Annotated in this window: 14 protein-coding genes; 8 read left to right on the top strand and 6 right to left on the bottom strand. The window is 67.9% G+C overall.

Going from position 1 to position 16,681, the window contains the following annotated elements; genetic code table 11:
• Positions 1-50: 50 nt before the first annotated feature.
• The 4 genes from frmR to ACCQ04_RS03845 all read right to left on the bottom strand — a co-directional run bounded on the left by frmR (position 51) and on the right by ACCQ04_RS03845 (position 6,441).
• Positions 51-326: a formaldehyde-responsive transcriptional repressor FrmR gene (gene frmR / locus ACCQ04_RS03860; RefSeq protein ID WP_016902624.1), complete on the bottom strand. Its 276-nt coding sequence runs from the start codon at positions 324-326 to the stop codon at positions 51-53.
• 272 nt (positions 327-598) lie between these two features.
• Entirely contained in the window at positions 599-4,177 is a 3,579-nt protein-coding gene (locus tag ACCQ04_RS03855; protein ID WP_226426816.1) for a PAS domain-containing sensor histidine kinase, read from the bottom strand.
• 362 nt (positions 4,178-4,539) lie between these two features.
• Complete coding sequence (locus ACCQ04_RS03850; RefSeq protein WP_081280581.1) at positions 4,540-4,833, bottom strand: hypothetical protein; 294 nt, start codon at positions 4,831-4,833, stop codon at positions 4,540-4,542.
• Between the two features lie 507 nt (positions 4,834-5,340).
• Positions 5,341-6,441 (bottom strand): glycosyltransferase, encoded by a 1,101-nt coding sequence (locus tag ACCQ04_RS03845; RefSeq protein ID WP_226426817.1) that lies wholly within the window; start codon positions 6,439-6,441, stop codon positions 5,341-5,343.
• Positions 6,442-6,578: 137 nt separating this feature from the next.
• Between ACCQ04_RS03845 and ACCQ04_RS03840 the strand changes: the two genes are divergently transcribed.
• Positions 6,579-7,298, top strand: a complete 720-nt coding sequence (locus ACCQ04_RS03840; protein ID WP_087962308.1) for a response regulator — start codon at positions 6,579-6,581, stop codon at positions 7,296-7,298.
• Complete coding sequence (locus ACCQ04_RS03835) at positions 7,295-8,818, top strand: ATP-binding protein (protein ID WP_226426818.1); 1,524 nt, start codon at positions 7,295-7,297, stop codon at positions 8,816-8,818. The genes ACCQ04_RS03840 and ACCQ04_RS03835 overlap by 4 nt, the downstream gene beginning before the upstream one ends.
• A gap of 135 nt (positions 8,819-8,953) precedes the next feature.
• On the opposite strand, the gene ACCQ04_RS03830 is transcribed toward ACCQ04_RS03835, so the two are convergent.
• The gene (locus tag ACCQ04_RS03830) at positions 8,954-10,318 is read right to left on the bottom strand and encodes a glutamate--cysteine ligase (RefSeq protein WP_104577217.1); all 1,365 of its coding nucleotides are present in this window, start codon (positions 10,316-10,318) and stop codon (positions 8,954-8,956) included.
• Positions 10,319-10,638: 320 nt separating this feature from the next.
• Here ACCQ04_RS03830 and ACCQ04_RS03825 point away from each other — a divergent pair, with 320 nt between their 5' ends.
• Positions 10,639-11,475, top strand: coding sequence for a helix-turn-helix transcriptional regulator (locus ACCQ04_RS03825; protein WP_024939452.1), 837 nt, complete (start codon positions 10,639-10,641; stop codon positions 11,473-11,475).
• A gap of 104 nt (positions 11,476-11,579) precedes the next feature.
• A complete protein-coding gene (locus tag ACCQ04_RS03820; protein ID WP_226426819.1) occupies positions 11,580-12,557 on the top strand; it encodes an MBL fold metallo-hydrolase in 978 nt (325 codons plus the stop codon).
• A gap of 67 nt (positions 12,558-12,624) precedes the next feature.
• Here ACCQ04_RS03820 and yihA read toward each other — a convergent pair whose 3' ends face one another.
• On the bottom strand, positions 12,625-13,248 hold the full coding sequence (yihA, locus tag ACCQ04_RS03815) for a ribosome biogenesis GTP-binding protein YihA/YsxC (RefSeq protein WP_024939454.1): 624 nt from the start codon (positions 13,246-13,248) through the stop codon (positions 12,625-12,627).
• A 144-nt stretch (positions 13,249-13,392) separates the two neighbouring features.
• Between yihA and ACCQ04_RS03810 the strand changes: the two genes are divergently transcribed.
• From ACCQ04_RS03810 to ACCQ04_RS03795, 4 genes are all read left to right on the top strand, one after another.
• Positions 13,393-14,190 carry a c-type cytochrome gene (locus ACCQ04_RS03810; protein ID WP_164738852.1) on the top strand — a complete coding sequence of 266 codons (798 nt, stop codon included), beginning with the start codon at positions 13,393-13,395 and terminating at the stop codon, positions 14,188-14,190.
• A 97-nt stretch (positions 14,191-14,287) separates the two neighbouring features.
• Positions 14,288-14,938, top strand: coding sequence for a thiol:disulfide interchange protein DsbA/DsbL (locus ACCQ04_RS03805; RefSeq protein ID WP_024939456.1), 651 nt, complete (start codon positions 14,288-14,290; stop codon positions 14,936-14,938).
• Between the two features lie 91 nt (positions 14,939-15,029).
• Positions 15,030-15,845 carry a thiol:disulfide interchange protein DsbA/DsbL gene (locus ACCQ04_RS03800; RefSeq protein WP_226426820.1) on the top strand — a complete coding sequence of 272 codons (816 nt, stop codon included), beginning with the start codon at positions 15,030-15,032 and terminating at the stop codon, positions 15,843-15,845.
• 49 nt (positions 15,846-15,894) lie between these two features.
• On the top strand, positions 15,895-16,632 hold the full coding sequence (locus ACCQ04_RS03795; protein ID WP_024940789.1) for an endonuclease/exonuclease/phosphatase family protein: 738 nt from the start codon (positions 15,895-15,897) through the stop codon (positions 16,630-16,632).
• The last annotated feature ends 49 nt before the right edge of the window (positions 16,633-16,681 follow it).

The raw sequence follows: 16,681 nt of genomic DNA, 5'->3' as shown, positions 1-16,681 counted from the left end.
TGACGATGGGGTTCAAGGACGGGCACGGCAGGCGCCGGCCCGGTGGGAGTTCATTTGAGATAGGACCGGACCAGCCCGAGCAGCTCCTGCACCCGCTCGGCGCGCTGCGCGTCGGAAGCGGCGGCGTGGCCGAAGTCCTCGCGGATATGCGCTTCGAGCACCTGCGACATCAGCCCATTGACGGCACCCCGGATTGCGGCAATCTGCTGCAGCACAGGCGCACAGTCTGCGCCCGCCTCCAGCGCGCGCTCAAGCGCGTCGCATTGCCCGCGCAGACGTCGCACGCGTGCTAGCGCCCGCTTTTTTTCCTGCGGCGAATGCGGCATGACGACTCCGGCCAGATACTGGGGGGCAGTATATGGATTCGCCCGAAAAAATCCATGCCCGTGAGCATGTCGGCGCAAAGAGGCTGCTGACGGTTGTGGCCTGGATCGGAGTCCAGCTGCGACACCACCACGCCAGCCATGGCGTTGAAGGTCCATCCAGGCGTCTGCAGTTCCTCGCCCCATGCTGCTGCACGGCGGCGGATTCGGCCCGCCGGCCGCCGCCGCACTGCAGCACGCCATTGGCGGGCATGTGCAGGCGCAACACGCGCCCGTCAGCTGTCGTCGCTGTCCAGACGCATGCTCTGCGATACCGGCAGCTCGATGGTGCAGCGCACGCCGTCCGGCCCCTGCGCGTAAGTCGTCTCGGCCTGCAGCTGGTACGGCAACGCGCGCTCGATCAGCTCGCGCCCATAGCCGGAGCCCTGCGCCGCTTCGCCAGGCGCCGGCATATGCACACCGGTCTCGCTCCACTCGATATGCAGGCGGGTGCCCTTGGCGGTACCCAGCAGGCGCCAGCGCACCCGCAACTGGCCGCCGGCCTGTGCAAGCGCGCCGTACTTGTTGGCATTGGTCGCCAGCTCATGCAGGGCCAGCGCAAAGGTCTGCACGGTGCTGGAGCGCAGACGCACGCCGGCGGGGCCGTCCAGTGTCACGCGGTCGCCTTGGCCTTGCGCATCGATCGCGCCCATGGCCGACAGCTCGACCCGGATCAATTCGTCGAACAGGATACGATCGCCCTCGTTCAGGCGCGACAGCAGGCCCTGCACGCGCGCCAGGGCATCCAGGCGATCGTTGTAGATCAGCGCCAGCTCGGCGATGGTCTTGCTGCTGCGCTGCGTGCGATTGAAGACCACACGCACCACACCCATCAAATTACGCGTGCGGTGCTGCAGCTCGGCCAGCAACACCTGCTGGCGATCTTCCCACTGCCGTCGTCGGGTCACGTCCTGGCCGATCTTGAGATAGCCCAGCGGCTCGGCGCTGCCATTGCGCAGCGGCCGCGTTGCGCCTTCGATGAAGACGTGCCGGCCATCCTTGCACTGATGCCAGCGCACATTCGGCGCGCCGCCGGTGTAATGCGCCTGCTCGATCTCGCGCTGCGGCACGCCGGTCAGGCGATCTTCGGCAACGAAGGTCATCGCGATGTGTTGGCCGATCGCCTCTTCCGCGGTCCAGCCGAACACCGCCTCCGCTCCCGGTGGCCAGGTCTGGATGTGTCCGCGCGTATCGGTGGTAAAGATTGCGTAGTCGAGCGCGCTCTCCAGAATCACCCGGTAGCGCTCCTCGCTTTCGAGCAGCGCGCCCTGTGCACGCGCACGCTCCAGCGCTGCCCAGGTGCGCTCGGCGGTTTCCTCTGCCAGAAGGATCTCGGCGGCATTCCAGTTGCGTGCGCTGCGTTGATTGACCACGAAGGTCGCCACCAGCTGGCCGTCCCTGATCAGCGGCACCACGATCAGCGCAGCGATCTGGTTGCCCAGATAGGCCGCGCGCTGATCGTCGGGCAATGCAGGATCGGTGGCGGCATCGCGCACCACCCAGGTCTGCGCGTCGAGCAGCCAGGGCATCGGCCAGTCGGTCAACGCGAAACGACGTGCATGACTGGTTTCATCGGGCTGATGCCAGTCGCGCTCGACCACGTACTGCTGCGCCCTGGCATCCACCTCGACGTAGTAGGCGCGGCCGGCGGCCAGATGCTCGCCCAGCACGCGCGCGGCCTCGCCCTGGATCGCAGCCGGATCGGACAGCGGCCGCAGCGCGTCGGAGAGTTTCAGCAGGAAGGCATTGCGGTCCTGCACCTCGCGCAGCGCCGCTTCTGTGAGCTTGCGGTCGGTGATGTCGAGCACGAACTCGAAGCCGGTGCCGTCGGGCAAGCGCTTGGACGCAAACAGGGCCCAGCGCCGGGTTCCGTCCTTGCACAGGTATTGGCGCTCATACGGTGTGGCGCTGCCCTTGGTCCTGAGTTCCTCGAACGCCCGCTCGCACAGGTCCCTGGCTTCGGGTGGGGTTAGCGCCTGCCAGGAGAGCGTGCCCGCTTCCACGTCGGCACGGCTGTAGCCGCTCATTTTCAGGAAGGTGTCGTTGGCATCGGTGAGGCGGCCGCCCATGTCGAAGTAGGTCGCACCGACGGTTTCGATCGTCAATGCGGTGCGGAAGCGTTCTTCGCTGGCACGCAGCCGCGCGTCGGCGCGTTTCTTGTCGGAGATGTCGCGGAAATACACCGACATGCCGCCATCGTTGGTGGGATAGATGCTGATATCCACCCAGTACCCCAATGCCGGCGACAAGGCTTCCAGTCTGACCACCTGGCGTGTCTGTGCCGCGCGCACATGCGCCTGATACGGAAGCGACCCGATCGAGTCGGGAAACTGCTCCCACAGCAGGTTTCCCAGCAGTTGGTCGCGCGAACGCCCCCACAGCAGCTCGGCTTTCTGGTTGATGTAGGTGAAGCGCCCCTGCGCGTCGACGCCATAGAAGGCGTCGGAAATACTTTCGAGGATGTCGCGATTGCGCTCGGCAAGCGCGCCCACTTCCGTCTGCACCTGGCGCTGCACCGTGACGTCCTGCACCACCGCAACGCCACCGGTCACACCATCCTCTTCGCGCAGCGCCACCGCGGTGATGCGCAACCAGCGCTGCGCAGTGTCACGGGGATCGAGGAAATCCACCGGCATGGTCGCATCTTCGCCACGCAGCGCACGGGCGCAGGGAAATTCCTCGATCGCAACCGCCCGCCCCTGCTGGTCGACCCCGGCCCACGGTTGCTCCTGCAATGACTCGCGCGAGGGCACCCGCTCTGCCAGCTGCTCACGCAGTTGTGGATTACGGTAGGTGAAGCGGCCTTGCGTATCGAACAGGCCGATTCCGATCGGAACCTGATCGAGCACATAGGTCAGCCGCGCCTCGCTTTCGCGTAGATGTTCCTCGGCCTGCTTGCGCGCGGTAACGTCGGCGCCGGCACCGAACCACTCGGTGATGCGCCCGTCCGCATCCAGTGCCGGTACCGCCTTGGTCGCCATCCACGCAATGCTGCCATCGGCGCGTCGCACCCGGTGCTCGAACACGATCGCGCTGCGCGCGCGGATCCCTGCATCGATCCTGCTCCGCACCAGCGCCTGATCCTCTGCAGGGATGTAATCCATGATCCAGGAACGGCTGGTCGCCATCGCATCGGCAGTGCGTGCGCCGGCGGTCAGCTGGTGCATCTCGTCCCAGTCGGCGCTCATGCGGTAATGCACCTCGGAACTTGCCGCCGACAGCGCGGCCAGCCGCGACTCGCTCATGCGCAAGGCCAGCTCGCCGCGATGGCGCTCGATGTAGTCGGCAGCCGTCCATGCGAGCAGTTCGAGCAATCTGAGTTCGTGCTCCGCAGGCCGATACGGCACCGTGAACTGGGTCCCGAGCAATCCCAGCAGGCCACCGGCACGATTGAACAACGGAGTGAACTGGGCAGCACGGATGCCGCTGCACAGCGCGGCCTCATAATCGGGCGTTCCCTTCAACGGGGTGAAGGTTTCGATGTCCTCGATCACCAACTGCCGGCGTTCGCGCCGCACGCTGTCGCAGGTCGCCTGGAAGCCGTCCTTCAGGAACTGCTGGACGAATGCGCTGCGTTCGTCATGTCCGCGATAGACACGCAGCTCCATCTCGCTGTTGTGTGCACTGACCAGTTGCACGCAGCCGCAGTCGGTACGCGCGAAGGCACAGGCAAGCGTGGTGATCTCCTGCAGCGCGATGCGCGCATCGGCCTGTGCCGCCAGGCTGACCTGCAGGGCATGCAGGCGACGCATGCCGGAAAGCTCGTCCCGCAGCGCCGCGTTGTCCTGCATGGTGTCGTCGGGCACGGCACTCATCGTGGCCGGCTCTTGCCTGCGCGCATCGTCGTCGATCATTCGTACCGGGTGAGCCCACACAGTGCGCAATCGATGGCGAAGAGCTTGTCAGTAGCGTGCTCGACACTGCCGAGTGTCGTCGACTGCCTGGCGTACGGATAGGACCCGGCTGAAGCATCACGGAGGGAAATCGCTTCAATCGGACTCGCGACTGCCTGGCGATTGTCAGAGAACCCAGGTAGAGGCCGCCAAGCGCGGCCAGCGTCCGCTTCGTCCGGATCCAGCAATGCATCGTGCAGGGCGACCGCCGCTCCTGCGCAACTCACTCCAGCTGCAGCGTCGCCGCCAGCAGCTGGAACCGACGGGCGGCGTGATCAGCACGATCAGCCATGCCGCGGCGGTGGCGCAAAACCTTCGGCCTCCAGGCATTGCGACAGCGCGGGCGGAGGCGGGCCGAGGGGCGGCGCGTCAGGCGCAGGCAACGCGATGCCTTGCGCGGTGGCACAGGCCTGCAACGCGGCGTCGAAGTCGGGATCGTGGGGTGGCGGACCATGTGGTTCGCCAGGCCCGTGCGGGCGATCTGGCGCCGGGCCGTCGCGCCAGGGCCCGCCGGGCAACGGCGTTGGCCGCCGCACGCCGTTGCTGGCCAGACAGCGCTCAAACGCACTGCGGTCCATGCCCTGCGTGGGCGCATCGGGATGCGGCGTGGCCGCAACTGGCCGGGGCAAGGCCACTCCCTGCTCTTGAGCACAGGCCTGCATCGCGGCCAGATCGCTCGCACTCGGTGGCGGTGGCGGTGGCGGACCACGCTGTGCCTGTGGTGGCGCGGGCGGCGGCGGTGGCCCGCCGGAAGGCGCGCCGCAGAAACTGGCGCAGCCGCCCAGGCCGAGCACTGCGAGCAATGCACTGATGGCAACGGCTGTGGTGCGTGTCTGGACCATCGTCGATCTCCCTGGCTGGATGGCGCATGCGCGTACCGCACGCACATGGCAATAGCGGGATATACCCGCTTGGTCAGGGAGAGCGTTGCATCGCGATATGTCGTGCATTTGCCGCTGCGCGCCGATCGCTGGCGTGCGCCGTCATGCAGCGTGCAAGACCTGGGACCACGCCAGCACCGTGCTGTATCCAACACGCCGGGGCTTTGTCAGAGCGGTGTCCCGGCCAAGCCAGGGGCTAACGCATCAGTTCTCGACGACCGCCTGGGCCACGTCTGTGGCGACGTCCGCCGCATCTGCCGGCAACGACGCCAGCACCGCATTGCGAAAGCGCGCGGCGAATGCGGCATCGTTGGCCTGGTAGAACGCCCGCGCGTTGGCCGACAGCTGATCCAGCTGCGCCTGCGACAAGGCGAGCGCGGTTTCCACCGCCTGCGCAATGCCCGCCGCGTCCACGAAGTAGTACGACGCCAGACGCCGCTGGTGCACCTCGGCCACCGGAATCAGCACGCCGTGCTCGGGCCTAACGAGTTCGTTCATCGGCTCACCGTCGGTGGCCAGCGTCACCGCGCCCACGCTCAGCGCTTCCATCAGGTAATGCCCGAAGCCTTCGGCCTCGGATGGGCACAGATGGAACAGGTGCGCGTTCTGCAGGCGGCGCAGTTCGGCGTCGTCGAGATAACGGACGCGGTGGTCGATGTTCGGCGCCACCACCGGCTTGCCGGCCGTGCGCGGATTCTGCACCACCGTCAGCAGCGGCCATTCCGGATGCCGCTGCCAGGTCTCCAGCAGCACACGGGTGCCCTTGGCGGTGCTGCGCCCGGCCAGATGGAAGAACGCACGCTGACGCACGACCTGTGCGTCGTAGCGATCCGGGCTGGTGAAGCCGATGAACCGCGTGGTGCAGCCCAGACTGCGGAAAATCCGCTCCGCGTGATGGGTCTTGCACAACACCGCGTCGAACTGCGGCAGCCGCGGCAGCCACTTGGGCAGCAACCATTCCGGATTGGGCACCAGCAGGTTGGTCTGGCCCAGCGGCAGGCAGCGCGCATACACGCGCTCGGAAAAGATCTGCACCGGCACCCGCCCGAACAGCGCGCGACTGGCCCACAGACGGGCTTCGCGTGCGGTGTCGTGCAGCCGCTGACTGGTGAAGCCCACTTCCTGCACCGGTATGCCGCCGGCACGCAGCGTCTGCGCCATCAGCACCATGTCCCGGGTCAGGCCCACGCCGTTGTCGCGGCTGATCACCCGCATCATCGGAAACGCCTTGTCATGCGTACACTCGCCATTGCTACGCCACAGTGTCGATGGCCCGGTTTCCTGCGCGATGTCCCGTTCTGTCATGTTGCGTCACACGTGTGCCAAAGGTTGACAAATTCAATCATTATGATGCGTGCTCCAGCCCTGCAACTGCGAGCACCATGTACCCGGTCGCCACCACCCTGCGCGGGCCAAGCTCCGCGCCACCGACGATGATCTCCATGGACATGCAACAACCCTGCGTTCTTGTGGTCGACGACGACCCGGACCTGCGCAAGCTGATCGGCGAGTTCCTCAGCGCCCACGGCTACCAGGTGGACGTTGCCGAAAACGTGGCGGAGATGCGCAAGAGCATCGCCCAGCGCCGCCCGGACCTCATCGTACTCGACGTGATGATGCCTGGAGAAGACGGCCTGAGCGCGGCGCGGGCGCTGGCCAGCGAGCGCGGTTCACCTGCGGTCATCATGCTCAGCGCGCTGGGCAACGACACCGACCGCATCATCGGCCTGGAAGTGGGCGCCGACGATTACCTGGCCAAACCCTGCAATCCGCGCGAACTGCTGGCGCGGGTACGCGCCCTGCTGCGCCGCAGCCAGGCCAGCAGCGAGCAGGCCGACCACCGTGGCAATGTCTACGAGTTCGCCGGCTGGCGGCTGGACGTGGTGCGGCGCGACCTGCGCGACCCTACCGGCATCTTCATCAACCTGTCCGACGGCGAGTTCGCGCTGCTGCGTACCTTCGTCGAGCATCCGCAGCGGGTGCTCAGCCGCGACCAGTTGCTGGACTACGCCCGGGGCCGCGATACCGACGTCTACGACCGCGCCATCGACAGCCAGATCAGCCGCCTGCGCCGCAAGATCAACGAGCGCGTGCATACCGAGTTGATCCGCACCGTGCGCAACGAGGGCTACATGCTGCTGCCGGGCGTTTCGCGTCTGTGAGCAAACCGGCACGTCGCGGGCTGTCGATCTTTGCCCGTACCTTCGTGCTGCTGGCGGTGGCACTGCTCACTGCCCAGGCGGTCGGTATCGCCCTGCTGGTGATGCGCACTCCGGTCTACGAGCCGCCGGTGCATCCGCCGGAGGTGGTGGCGCTGCTGTCCACGCGCATGCCGGCCGGCACCCAGACCCTGACGGTGCACGAATCGGCCCAGGCCCCGCTGCCGCCGGCAGGCCAGGTGCGCGACGGGTTCGCCGAAATGCTGCTGGCCCATTGGCTGGATGTCCCCGAGCAGCGCGTGCGCTTCTACCGCAGCGCCGACGATCGCCAGGGCCCGCGCATCGGCATGTCTCCACCGCCGCGCATGCCCGGCCAATCGCAGGCATTCGGGGCCGATGATGGCGATGCCAGTTACACCGGCAATCGCCACGAGGCCTTGCAGCGCTCGCCGCCGGCGCCAGGCGACTGGCCGCACGATCGCCCCCCCGGTGCCCCGCCGTTCGGCAATGGACTGCGTCCGGACGACAGCCCCGGCGCCTGGGAAAGCGAGCGCCTGACCCCGGGCGTGCCCTTGCTGGACGGCTTCACCGCCGCGCTGCAACAGCCCGATGGCCGCTGGCGCACGGTCGAGTCGCCACCGCGGCGGCTGTCGGCCGAGTTCAAGACCCATGTGGTGCTGCTGTTCCTGGCCGGCCTGCTGGCCAACGTGCCGCTGGCGTGGTGGTTCTCGCGCGCGCTGTCGGCGCCGATCAAGCGCTTTGCCGAAGCCGCCGACCGGCTGGGCCGCAACCCGGATGCTGCCGCACTGCAACGCAGCGGCCCGCCGGAGATCGTGCGCGCGGCCGATTCGTTCAATGCGATGCAGGCCCGCCTGAACCGCCTGATCAACGAACGCACCCACATGGTGGCGGCGATCGCGCACGACCTGCGCACGCCGCTGGCGCGCCTGTCGTTCCGCCTGGACGGCCTGCAGCCGCCGTTGCGCGACAAGGCGCTGGCCGACATCGACGAGATGAAGGCGATGATTTCCGCCGCGCTGGATTTCATCCAGAACGATCGCCACCGCGGCAAACGCGCGCCGCTGGACCTGCGCCTGCTGGTGGAAAGCGTGGTCGACAACGCCACCGACATCGGCGCCGATGCCGAACTGCTGCCCGGCCCGGCGATCACCCTGGATGGCGACCCGCTGGCCTTGCGGCGCGCAGTGATGAACCTGCTGGAGAACGCGCTGAAATACGGCAAGCGCGCGCGCCTGCAACTGCAGCGCGACGGCGAAGAGGGCGTGCTGTGGATCGACGACGACGGCCCCGGCATCGACCCGACCCAGCGCGAACAGCTGCTGTTGCCGTTCGTGCGTGGCGAGTCCTCGCGCAATCGCGACACCGGCGGCATCGGGCTGGGTTTGTCGGTGGCGCACAGCATCGTGCTGGCGCATGGCGGCGACCTGCGCCTGGACAACCGTGCAACAGGTGGCGGCCTGCGGGTGACGGTGCGCCTGCCGTGCATGCCGGAGCGGCGCTAGGGCTGGGCTAGGGCGCGTTATCTCGCCCGCGGGCTCGGCGGTGCAGGCCGGCGCGCACGCGAGAGTTCACGCCGGCAGGTAACGATCCGCGCGATCGATCAGCCGCGCGCGACCACTGCTGCGATCAGCAAGCGCTCAGTACGCAAACTCACGGAACACGCGATCGATGTCGCCCTTCCATGCACCGTGATACAGCGCCAGCTTGCGCTCGGCGGCGGTAACACCGCTCTCGGCGATCTCGGCGATCACATCCACAAAGCCGGTTTCGTCCTGACCATCGGCATTCAGGCGCGCACGCCGACGCAGGCCCTCGCGGGCGATCCTGACCGCTTCCACCGCCAAATCGCGCACCGTGCCGTTACGGAACGGCAGGCCGAGCGCATGCTTGGGCACGCCATCGCGCAGCGCGTGGCGCTCGGTGGTGCTGAAATCCTTGACCAGATCCCAGGCCGCATCCAGCGCGGTGTCGTCGTACAGCAACCCCACCCAGAACGCCGACAGCGCGCACAGGCGGTCCCACGGGCCGGCATCGGCGCCGCGCATTTCCAGATACTTCTTCAGGCGCACTTCCGGGAATGCGGTGGTCATGTGGTCCGACCAGTCGCGCAGCGTCGGCAACGCACCCGGCAATGCCGGCAACTTGCCCTGCATGAAGTCGCGGAAGCTCTGCCCACTGGCATCGACGTAGACGCCGTCGCGGTAGGAGAAATACATCGGCACATCGAGCAGGTAATCGACATAGCGCTCGTAGCCGAAGCCGTCCTCGAACACGAAGTCCAGCATGCCGGTGCGGTCGGCGTCGGTGTCGGTCCAGATGTGCGAGCGGTAGCTGAGGTAGCCGTTCGGCTTGCCTTCGGTGAACGGCGAATCAGCGAACAACGCGGTGGCGATCGGCTGCAACGCCAGCGACACGCGGAACTTCTTCACCATGTCCGCTTCGGTGGCGTAATCCAGGTTGACCTGTACCGTGCAGGTGCGGGTCATCATGTCCAGGCCGAGCGAGCCGACCTTGGGCATGTAGTTCTTCATGATCTGGTAGCGGCCCTTGGGCATCCACGGCATTTCATCGCGGCGCCACTTGGGCTGGAAGCCCATGCCCAGGAACCCCAGCTGCAACTCGCCGGCCACCTGCGCCACCTCGTCCAGATGGGTGCCGGTTTCCACGCAGGTGTGATGCAGGGTTTCCACTGCCGCACCCGACAGTTCTAGCTGGCCGGCCGGCTCCAGCGTCACCGAGGCGCCGTCGCGCAGCAGCGCGATGGTGTGGCCGTTTTCCTGCACCGGCTCCCAGCCGAAGCGGGTCAACCCGGTCAGCAATGCCTGGATGCCGCGCTCGCCTTCGAACGTGGGCGCGCGCAGGTCGTCGAGCTGGAAGCCGAACTTTTCGTGCTCGGTGCCGATCCGCCAGTCAGCGCTGGGCTTCTCGCCGGAGGCCAGCACCTGGACCAGCTCCGCGCGTTCGGTGATCGGCGTTTCGGCAACGTGGCTGGGACTCGACAAGGGCAGGCTCGCAAAAAAATTTAGGGGAACGATGTGGGGGTCCTCCCCTGCCACCGCAAGGCCCGCACTATAACCGCAGGGCATGGAAAGAATTGCTGCCATCGGCCGGGTCTGACATTTCCATCCATGCGCACGGCGTGGCCGAGGCAGGCAGCAAGCGCTGGCGTGACCGCGGCACCCGGGGCCGGGCGTGACGGAGAACGCCGCAGGCCGCAACCGTCCAGGCTGAAACTGGCCCCCCGCAACTTCCCGCAGGCGCGGATGCACGGCGTTTGATCGTCCGCAGCCGCGCAGCCGCGATCCTGTAGCATCGCCCGGCCATGACCGTTGCGCCCACACCCACCGACGCCCTGCTCGCGCAGATGGCCAGCCTGCTGCATTGCGAGCGCGCCGAAGGGTTTGCCTGCGTGAGTGCGCGGCGCGAACACGGGGCGCGCTCGGTGGATCTGACCCAGGCGCAGTTCGCGATGGTGCTGCAGGGCCGCAAGCAGGTGCGCAGCGCGACCCAATCGCTGCAGTTCGTGCCGGGCGACCTGTTCCTGGTGACGCGCCGTTGCCGCATCGATGTGATCAACACGCCCGACCCGCAGACCGGGCTCTACCTGAGCGTGGTGGTCCCCCTCTGCGAAGAGGCGCTGGCCGCTGCACGCGCATTGTGGAACGAGCCGCTGCCCGAGGCCGGCGCCGACATCGCGCAACTGCCGGCGATCGATTTCGCGCTGACGCTGCGGCAATGGCGCGATGCGCTGCAACACGGCCTGTATACCGAAGCACGTCTGGCGCTAGCAGCACTGGTCGTCACCCTCTGCCGCCGCGGCCATGGCGGCCTGTTGCTGCCGCCGGCGCCAAGCGTTGCCGAGCAGGTGCGTACGCTGATCACCGCGCAACCGCAGCGGGCGTGGCGCTCGCGCGATATCGAGGACAGCCTGGGCATCAGCGGCGCCACCTTGCGCCGGCATCTGGCCGCCGAACACCGCTCGCTGCGCGAACTGATCACCGACGCGCGGCTGGCGCACGCCATGGCCTTGCTCTACAGCACGCGCTGGCCGCTCAAGACCGTGGCCGCGCGGGCCGGCTATCGCTCTACCCGCAGCTTCAGTCAGCGCTTCCAGCAGCGCTACGGGCTGGATCCGGCCAGCATCGGCAATAGCCGCTAGATCGCCGACGCGAGCGCTTCGCGCAGCGCAATGAGCGAATCGCGCAGGTCGCCGCGGCCAGCATGACGACACCGCGGCGCTTGCCGCCTGTCCTGGAGTTGCTCATGTCTGTTTTTTCCGCCCTGCGTCCACTGACGCCGCTGTTGCTCGCCGCAAGCGCCACGCTGGCGCACGCCGCTGCGCCCGCATCCACCCACGCACAGGTCCCCGGCTTCTACCTGCAGCGCATCGGCACGCTGCGCGTCACCGCCTTGTTCGACGGCAGCGTGGCGTTGACGCGGCAACAGCTGTCCAACGTGGCCCCGGCAGAGCGCGACCGCCTGCTCGCGCAGGGCTACGTGCCCGAAGACGGCAAGGGGCTGCAGACGGCAGTCAACGCCTATCTGATCCAGGACGGCAGCCACCTCAGCCTGGTCGATACCGGCACCGCGCAGTGCCTGGGGCCCGGCCTGGGTCAGGTGCTGAGTAACCTGCGCGCCGCCGGTTACGACCCCGCCCAGGTCGACGATGTGCTGCTCACCCACGCGCATCCGGACCACCTGTGCGGGCTGCTCGATGCACAGGGCAGGCCGGCCTTTCCCAACGCCACGGTGTGGCTGTCGGAGGCCGATGCCGCGTACTGGCTGGACCCGGCCTCGGAGGCCGGTGCCGTGCCGACGCTGCAGTTCGCCTTCCCGCTGGCACGCGCGGCGGTGGCGCCGTATCAGGCCCAGGGTCGGCTGCGCCGCTTCCAGCCCGGCATCAGCGCATTGCCGGCCGGCATCACCGCGCTGGACAGCCAGGGCCACACGCCCGGCCACGTCTCCTATCGCTTCGACGGCGGCACCGGCAACACGGTGCTGGTGTGGGGCGATGTGCTGCACTACCACGCCGTGCAGTTTGCCCGGCCGGACGCCTCGTTCGAGGCCGACAGCGACCGCAGCAAGGCGATCGCCTCACGGCGTCGCCTGCTGGCGCAGGCCGCCGACGGCCGCTGGTGGGTGGCCGGCGCGCATCTGCCGTTCCCGGGCCTGGGTCATGTACGCCGCGAGGGCAAGGCGTTCGGATGGGTGCCGACCGAATTCGGCGCGGTGCCGCAATGAAAAAACGGCGAGCCCTGGCTCGCCGTCCTGATGCTCTGAAGGCCAGGCGTCATGCGCCAGGCCCGGCTCACTCCGCGGCAGGCGCCGCGACGTCCAGGCCCAGCCAGCCGCCGACGATGCCGCGCAACTCGTCCACGCCCTGGCGCGACTCGCCGGAGTAGGTCTGCACGGTCACGCTGTCGCCGAAGCGCGAGGTCACTTCCTTCTTGACCTTCTGCAGCGTCTGCATCTGCTGGCCACGGCCGAGCTTGTCGGCCTTGGTCAGCAAACCATGCGCGGGCAGGCCGCGCTCGGCCGCATAGCCGAGCATCTGCAGGTCGTAATCCTTGAGCGGATGGCGGATGTCCATCACCACCACCAGCCCGCGCAGGGCTTCGCGGGTGCGGAAATAGCGGTCGATGAAGGCCTGCCAGTGCGCCTGCAGGTCCTGCGGCACCTTGGCGTAGCCGTAACCGGGCAGATCCACCAGATAGCGCTCGGGCTGGATCTGGAAGAACACCAGCTGCTGGGTGCGGCCGGGGGTCTTGGACACGCGCGCCAGTGCGTTCTGGCGGGTCAGCGCGTTGAGCGCGCTGGATTTTCCGGCGTTGGAGCGGCCGGCGAAGGCGACCTCGTAGCCGCCATCGTCGGGCAATTGCCGGGCGTTGTGGGCGGACAGGTGGTAGCGGGCTTGTTCGATAAGGAGCGACATCTCCCTAGGATCGCACGTTCGGGGCCTGACGGTTTTGCTGCACTGTTCGTTGACCCTGGCGCAAAGGCGTGTCGATAATCGAAGCACGCCTGCCACAGCCAGCACCCAACGCGCGCGGGCCGGGTCCATACGGAGCTTTAGCTGATGCGCCATGCTCGTGTGCTAGTCCTCGCCGCCCTCGCCGTGCCGGTCATCGCCGCCGTGGCGTTTGCGCAGTCGGCGGTCACGCCGATCCCCGATCCGCCGCCGGTGCGCATTGCCCCGCTGGAGGTGGACCTGTCCAAGACCACCTGGGGCGATGCCAAGGCCGGTCAGACCAAGGCCGCCGCCTGCGCGGCCTGCCATGGCCCGGACGGCAATCCGGCGGTGGCCATGTACCCGCGCATCGCCGGCCAGACCGAGCGCTACGTGGCGCACCAGGTCGCCTTGATCGCCAGCGGCGAGCGCAATACCGGCATGTCGGCGGTGATGGTGCCGTTCGTCAAGGACCTCACCGCGCAGGACATGCGCGACCTGGGCGCCTACTTCGCCACGCAAAAAGCCGCTGCCGGGGTGGCCGACGATGCGGTGGTCAACGAGGGGCCGTACCAGGGCCTGAAGTTTTACCAAGTCGGCGAGAAGCTCTACCGCAGTGGCGATGTCGCGCGCGGCGTGCCGGCCTGCATGGCCTGCCATGGGCCGTCCGGCAGCGGCAATCCGGGCCCGGCGTATCCGCGCCTGGGCGGCCAGCATGCCGAGTACGTGGCGCGGCGCCTGAAGGAATACCAGGCCGGCACCACCCAGGAGCGCAACCCGGCGCTGTTCAATATCATGGCGCAGGTGGCGCACCCGCTGACCGAGCAGGAGATCCAGGCGCTGGCCAGCTATCTGCAGGGTCTGCACGACCGCGCCGACGATGCCGCCGCCGCGCAACTGCCCACAGCAACGCCCGCACGCTCATGAGCTGACCGCCGCAACCGCCACAGCGTGTCACGACGCCGGTCCCGCGACCGGCGTCGTCGTTTCCCGCCCTCCCCCGTCCCACCCCCACGGAGCCTGCATGAATCTGTTTTCCCGCCTGTCCCTGCTGTTGTTGCTGTTGATGCCGCTGGCGGCCTGTGCCGCCGACAAGAACGCCCCGCCGGTCGAGGGCGACGACTACATCGTCATCGACGGCGGCCAGCCGTACGCGCCGCTGGCCGGCAAGGTGGAAGTGGTCGAGGTGTTCGGCTACACCTGCCCGCACTGCGCGCACTTCGAGCCAACCCTGGAGGCCTGGGTGGCCAAGCAGCCGTCGTATGTGCGCTTCACCCCGGTGCCGGCGGCCTTCGGCGGGTTCTGGGATGCCTTCGCGCGTGCCTACTTCGCCGCCGACATCCTGGGCGTGGCCAAGCGCAGCCATCGCGCCATGTTCGAGGCGATCCACGAAAAGCAGACCGTGCCGACCCAGAACGTCGCCCCGGAGGAACTGGCCGCCTTCTACGCTGGCTACGGCGTGCCGCAGCAGCGCTTCATCGAGACCTACAAGAGCCAGGCGGTCGACGCCAGGCTCGATGCCGCGCGCGAGTTCGCCAAGCGCAGCAAGCTGCCCGGCACCCCGGCGATCATCGTCAACGGGCGCTATCTGATCGGCGCGCGCAACTACCCGGACATGCTGCGCGTGGCCGACTACCTGATCGCCCGCGAACACGCTGCGCCTGCCAAGCGCTGAACCGCGTAACCGCCACCGACGGCCGCCCGTGGCATCATGCGCCCCGCGGCCGTCCGGCCCTTTCCTCGCCCCACGCTGGAGATCCAATCCGATGAAGACCCGCTTCGCCCTGACGCTGATGGCGCTGCTGCCGATCCTGGTCGCCTGCAAGGCCCAGGACGGCTCGTCCGACACCGCACCTGCCTCCACCACGCCGGCTGCCGAAACGGCACCTGCTCCGGCCGCTGCCACGCCGGCCGCCGATCCCGCCGCACCGCCTGCAGTTGGCGAGAGCGCCAGCACCCCGCCGGCCGCCGCCCCCAGCGCCGCACCGCGCGCGCCGAACGGCCCCGAGCCGGTCGCCGGCACCGACTATCTGGATATCGAAGGCGGCCAGCCGTACCAGCAGGCCGCCGGCAAGATCGAAGTCGCCGAGGTCTTCGGCTATGTCTGCCCCGCCTGCAACGCGTTCCAGCCGCTGATCGGGCCGTGGAAGGCCGGCCTGCCGTCGGACGTGCACTTCGTCTACGTACCGGCGATGTTCGGCGGCCCGTGGGACGACTACGGCCGTGCGTTCTACGCCGCCGAAACCCTGGGCGTGCAGGAAAAGACCCACGAAGCGCTGTACAAGGCCATCCACACCGAGCAGACCCTCAAGGGCGAGCGCGGCAAGGATTCGGTGCAGGACATCGCCGCGTTCTACGCCAAGTACGGCGTGGACCAGAAGACCTTCATCGACACCATGAGCAGCTTCGGCGTGTCGGCCAAGACCAACCGCGCCAAGCAGTTCGCCACCCGCAGCAAGCTCACCGGCACCCCGTCGCTGATCGTCAACGGCAAGTACCTGGTCAAGGGCCAGAGCTTCCCGGACATGCTGCGCATTGCCGATCACCTGATTGCGCGCGAACGCGCCACGCTGGCCAAGTGATCCTGTCGATCGCCGCCCTGTGAACGCTTCGGATTCGCGCACCCTGCGGGTGCTGACGGCCAATATCCAGGCCGGCTCCAGCACCCGCCGTTACAGCGATTACGTCACGCGCAGCTGGTCGCATGCGTTGCCGCTGGGCAGCAAGCGCACCAGCCTGGACAGCATTGCCAAGCTGGCCGGCGAGCGCGACATCGTCGGCCTGCAAGAGGCCGACCCGGGCAGCCTGCGCTCGGGCTTCACCAACCAGACCCACTATCTGGCCGAGCGCGCCGGCTTCCACTACTGGAGCCACCAGCCCAACCGCCGCATGGGCGGGGTGGCCTCCAGCGCGAATGGTTTGCTCAGCAAGCTGGAACCGCTGGAAGTGCAGGATCACGCCCTGCCCGGCCGGATCGGCGGGCGCGGCATCCTGCTAGCCAAGTTCGGGCAGGGGCGCGAAGGCCTGGCGGTGGCGGTGGCGCATCTGTCACTGGGCGCCAATTCGCGCATGGCGCAGCTGGCCTTCATCGCCGAATTGTTGTCCGAGCATCCCAACGCGATGTTGATGGGCGATTTCAACTGCATGGCCGACCGGCCGGAAATGCAGGCGCTGTACCGGCACACGCGGTTACAGCCGCCGAGCTGCGAAGTGCATACGTTTCCGAGCTGGCGTCCGGACCGGGCGATCGACCATATCCTGGTCAGCGACAGCCTGACCATCGAGCATATCGAAGCGATTCCCGCCGCGTTCTCCGACCATCTTGCGGTGGGCATGGATATCCGCGTGCCGCTGCAGCTGCTGCGCTAGCCGCCCCGCAAAGTGGCTACGGGTTCGCACTGGCGGACTCGACCGATGA

This window comes from Xanthomonas sp. NCPPB 2866, assembly GCF_041475745.2.
GTDB lineage: Bacteria > Pseudomonadota > Gammaproteobacteria > Xanthomonadales > Xanthomonadaceae > Xanthomonas > Xanthomonas arboricola.
Note: the sequence above shows the minus strand (reverse complement) of the source record. Positions and strands in the feature narration are given on the sequence as shown.

Coding starts and splice junctions, on each gene's coding strand:
- ACCQ04_RS03855 (WP_226426816.1), bottom strand. CDS start 4,177: ATGAGTGCCGTGCCCGACGACACCATGCAGGACAACGCGGCGCTGCGG.
- yihA (WP_024939454.1), bottom strand. CDS start 13,248: ATGTCGCTCCTTATCGAACAAGCCCGCTACCACCTGTCCGCCCACAAC.
- ACCQ04_RS03840 (WP_087962308.1), top strand. CDS start 6,579: ATGGACATGCAACAACCCTGCGTTCTTGTGGTCGACGACGACCCGGAC.
- frmR (WP_016902624.1), bottom strand. CDS start 326: ATGCCGCATTCGCCGCAGGAAAAAAAGCGGGCGCTAGCACGCGTGCGA.
- ACCQ04_RS03800 (WP_226426820.1), top strand. CDS start 15,030: ATGAAGACCCGCTTCGCCCTGACGCTGATGGCGCTGCTGCCGATCCTG.
- ACCQ04_RS03825 (WP_024939452.1), top strand. CDS start 10,639: ATGACCGTTGCGCCCACACCCACCGACGCCCTGCTCGCGCAGATGGCC.
- ACCQ04_RS03850 (WP_081280581.1), bottom strand. CDS start 4,833: ATGGACCGCAGTGCGTTTGAGCGCTGTCTGGCCAGCAACGGCGTGCGG.
- ACCQ04_RS03845 (WP_226426817.1), bottom strand. CDS start 6,441: ATGACAGAACGGGACATCGCGCAGGAAACCGGGCCATCGACACTGTGG.
- ACCQ04_RS03820 (WP_226426819.1), top strand. CDS start 11,580: ATGTCTGTTTTTTCCGCCCTGCGTCCACTGACGCCGCTGTTGCTCGCC.
- ACCQ04_RS03805 (WP_024939456.1), top strand. CDS start 14,288: ATGAATCTGTTTTCCCGCCTGTCCCTGCTGTTGTTGCTGTTGATGCCG.
- ACCQ04_RS03810 (WP_164738852.1), top strand. CDS start 13,393: ATGCGCCATGCTCGTGTGCTAGTCCTCGCCGCCCTCGCCGTGCCGGTC.